Genomic DNA, 4,074 nt, shown 5'->3' with positions numbered 1-4,074 from the left:
TTTATATCCAATAACATCACAAATCTTAGTCAAACCCACCTTAACTCCCGTGCCATTATCATTTCTAAGACCAGCTTTTACACGATATCTAGAGTATAAGGAAGAATCGATATAATTGAGTTCTTCATTAGCTTGATAGATTTCTTTAAGTGTCTTCACTTCTTGAAACCTCCTTTCGTATGTTTCATATTATAACATAAACTTTCATTTTGTTACATTTTTTGTTATAATTTCAAACGGAGGATATTGTCTATGCAAAATTTAACGTATAAGATTCTAGAAAAACATTTATTAAAAGGGAAATTAGAAGCGGGGCAACCTATTGAAATCAAAATGGATCAGACTCTAACACAAGATGCCACAGGAACTATGGCTTATATGCAGTTTGAAGCTATGGGCGTTAAAAAAGTAAAAACAGAATTATCTGTCAGCTATGTGGATCACAATACATTACAGAATGGATTTATGAATGCAGATGACCATGCTTATCTTCAAAGTGTAGCTAGTAAATATGGGATTTATTTTTCAAAACCCGGAAATGGAATTTGTCACCAAGTTCATCTAGAACGTTTTGCCAAACCAGGAAAGACATTGATTGGTTCCGATTCACACACACCAACATCTTCCGCTATGGGATGTATCGCCATTGGTGCTGGAGGATTGGACGTCGCCAAAGCTATGGCAGGAATTGGTTACCGTTTAACATGTCCTAAAGTAGTCGAAGTAAAATTAACAGGTACTTTAGCACATGGTGTTTCAAGTAAAGATATTATTTTAAAATTGTTAGAATTATTAAGTGTAAAAGGCGGAGTTGGAAAAGTATTTGAGTATACCGGAGAAGGCGTTAAAAACTTAAGTGTCTACCAAAGAGCTACCATCACAAATATGGGGGCAGAACTTGGTGCAACTACGTCTATTTTTCCAAGTGATGAAGTAACTCGTGAATTTTTGAAGCGCCAACAAAGAGAATCAGACTACATTGCTTTAAGTGCAGACGAAGGTTGTCATTATGACGAAACAGTTGAAATCAATCTGGATGAACTTACTCCATTAGCGGCATGTCCAAATTCACCAGATGCTATAAAAAATGTGTCTGAACTAGCCGGAATGAAAGTGGACCAAGTTGCGATTGGGTCATGCACTAACTCAGGTTATGAAGATTTAATGAAAGCCGCAGCCATTTTAAAAGGGAAAAAGATTGCTCATAATGTAAGTCTTGTGGTTTCACCAGGATCTAGACAAGTTTTAATGAAATTAATTGAAAACGGAACACTTGCGACATTTGTATCTTGTGGAGCAAGAATTCTAGAATGTACATGTGGACCATGTATTGGTATGGGACAAAGTCCAAAGAGTGATGCCGTAAGTTTACGTACCTTTAACCGTAATTTTTATGGTCGAAGCGGCACATTAAGTGCAGGTATTTATCTAGTATCACCAGAAGTAGCTGCAGCCAGTGCAATTACAGGAGTCATCACAGATCCAACTACTTTAGAATATGCGGATGAATTTGAAAAAGAACAAAGCTATATCGATGATTCATTGATTTATGCTCCAAGTAAGGATCCAGAAAATGTGGAAATTGTTCGTGGGCCCAATATTAAACCACTACCAGTAAATACGCCAATGGATTCAACAATTGATAAAAAAGTTGTAATTAAATTACCAGACAATATCACAACCGATCACATTGCTCCAGCAGGAGCTAAGGTTTTACCGTATCGTTCAAATATCGAAAAGTTATCCACATTTGTATTTGAAAATAATAAACCTCATTTCGATGAAGTATGTAAAGAAAATAATGGTGGAATCATTGTAGCTGGAGAAAACTATGGACAAGGATCAAGTAGAGAACATGCAGCACTTGCACCTATGTATTTAGGCATTAAAGCTGTTTTGACAAAATCATTTGCCCGTATTCACTTGGCTAATTTAGTCAACTTTGGCTTGTTGCCACTGATATTTATAGATAAATCAGACTACGATAAAATCGATGAAATGGATGAATTAAAGATAGAAAATGTAAACTCATTATATGATTCATTAGATTTGATCGTTGAAAATGTGACAAAGAATGAAACATACAAAGTACATGCACCAATCAGTCAAGAAGATATTGATATTCTTATGGCGGGTGGCGCATTAAACTACATTCGTAATCAACAATAGGGACGTTTTATTAAGCGTTCCTTTTTCTTGTGATATAATAATGAGGAAATTAGGTGAGAAAATGAAAGAAAAACAGGAACAAATTGTGATGCGTATTTCATTTTGGTCCGGTGTTGTATTTGCGCTTGCAGAACTTATCATGGCAATCTTTTCTAAATCGCAATCTGTATTGGCAGATACAGTCTATGATTCAACTGAACTTGTCGTGATTGGTTTAACGATTTATATTATTCCTTTATTTTATAAGCCAGTTACGGAAAAACATCCCTTTGGCTATGCACAACTTGAAAGTATTTTGATTCTTTTAAAAGGATTCATGTTTATTGCGGTTATGATGGTTCTGATCATGAATAATGTTCAAATCATGTTGAATGGTGGTAATGAAATTGACCACATGCAGGTATCTTTGTTTGAAACGATATTAACATGCTTTTCTGCACTGATTTTATTGATTTTAATGCGAATTAATAAAAAAGTAACATCACCAACTGTAGATGTAGAAATTTATGGATGGAAAATCGATGTGTTTTCAAGCATAGGTGTATCACTTGCGTTTTTTCTATCTTCATTTTTAGTGCACACACCACTCTCTTGTATATCTGTCTATTTTGATCAGATTGTCGCAATCATCCTTGCTTTAGGCATGATGAAAGAACCGATTCAAATGATAGGAGAAAGTTTTCGTAGTTTGATGTTGTTGAGTCCAGATGAAAAAGAAGTCGCAAAAATCAAAAACATATCCTCTTCTGTGTTGGATAATTATCCATATGATCCGGTATTTTATGATATTACGACAACAGGAAGAAAAATGTGGATATCCATCTATTTCACAACACGAATTGATATGATGTCGTATACCGAATTGGAAGTAGCCAATCGAGAATTGAAAATAGCACTTCAAAAAGAATATGAAGATTGTTTTGTCGAACTTGTTCCCAATGTATTAGCGAATAAATAGGAGTAATTTGGAATGGAAAATAAAATAGAATTAGTATGTCCTGAATGTAATGAAAAGTTTAATGTTGATATTTTTACGTCGATCAACGTTCAAATGGACAAAGATATGAAAAATAGAGTGTTAAGTGGAAAACTCTTTGATATGGAATGTACACATTGCCATTCTAAATTCCACATTCCGTATCCAGTTTTATATCACGATATGGAAAAGAAGTTATTGATTCAATTTACAGAAGAAAAAGAACTGGAACCCATTAAAAAAATATTAGATCATGCCAATGTAGGCAAAGATTATACAGTACGAATCGTAGATAATGAGCGAGACTGGATCGAGAAGATTTTGATTTCAGATAGTGGATATGATGATCGTATTATGGAACTTTATAAACTCCTTGTACTATCTCAATATGAAGATGCCGGTAATGTAAATGGTCTTTATTATTGGAATATTCAAAATTTTGAAAATCCACATTACGTTATGGTATTGGATGAAAAAGAAAGTGATAAGATGCATTTTATGCCATTTCATGAAGGTGTGTATAAACAAGTGGAAGAAGTCTTCTTATCAGATATTAAACAAGATTATATTGTAGATGCTTCTTGGGCCGTTTCAAATACGAAGTAGGTGATTCAATGATTGAAAGCATTCATGCATGTGTAGATTTATTACACGTGGGATATCGCGTAAAAGATGCATATGATCCGATTATATTAAATGTGTATCATTGTTTAAAAATGGAAAATTTGAACGATGAACAATATATGTTGCACATTGATTCTGTGTTAAATAAAAGTATTCATGATCTGAATGAAGCGGAAGTATATACCTATATTACATATGTTTTTGAAAAAGACACATTTAATAAATTAGGATATAAAGCTAAAATCAACACTCATACAACGTCTTATATAAATTGACTTCTGGGCATATATCTTTATTTCGAATGC

General features: G+C 33.8%; 4 protein-coding genes and 1 pseudogene. 4 read left to right on the top strand and 1 reads right to left on the bottom strand.

Translation table 11 applies throughout. The features are described from left to right. A pseudogene (locus ACZQCL_RS05295) lies at positions 1–159 on the bottom strand (citrate synthase); the annotation flags it as partial. 93 nt (positions 160–252) lie between these two features. Here ACZQCL_RS05295 and ACZQCL_RS05290 point away from each other — a divergent pair. From ACZQCL_RS05290 to ACZQCL_RS05275, 4 genes are all read left to right on the top strand, one after another. Then, the gene (locus tag ACZQCL_RS05290; protein ID WP_331865654.1) at positions 253–2,169 is read left to right on the top strand and encodes an aconitate hydratase; all 1,917 of its coding nucleotides are present in this window, start codon (positions 253–255) and stop codon (positions 2,167–2,169) included. Positions 2,170–2,230: 61 nt separating this feature from the next. Then, positions 2,231–3,127 (top strand): cation efflux transmembrane domain-containing protein, encoded by an 897-nt coding sequence (locus ACZQCL_RS05285; protein ID WP_331865655.1) that lies wholly within the window; start codon positions 2,231–2,233, stop codon positions 3,125–3,127. A gap of 12 nt (positions 3,128–3,139) precedes the next feature. Beyond that, positions 3,140–3,751 carry a CpXC domain-containing protein gene (locus ACZQCL_RS05280; protein ID WP_331865656.1) on the top strand — a complete coding sequence of 204 codons (612 nt, stop codon included), beginning with the start codon at positions 3,140–3,142 and terminating at the stop codon, positions 3,749–3,751. Between the two features lie 8 nt (positions 3,752–3,759). Continuing rightward, positions 3,760–4,044 carry a hypothetical protein gene (locus tag ACZQCL_RS05275; RefSeq protein WP_482482067.1) on the top strand — a complete coding sequence of 95 codons (285 nt, stop codon included), beginning with the start codon at positions 3,760–3,762 and terminating at the stop codon, positions 4,042–4,044. Positions 4,045–4,074 lie beyond the last annotated feature (30 nt).

The sequence above is a fragment of the Holdemanella sp. genome, assembly GCF_056804935.1.
Note: the sequence above shows the minus strand (reverse complement) of the source record. Positions and strands in the feature narration are given on the sequence as shown.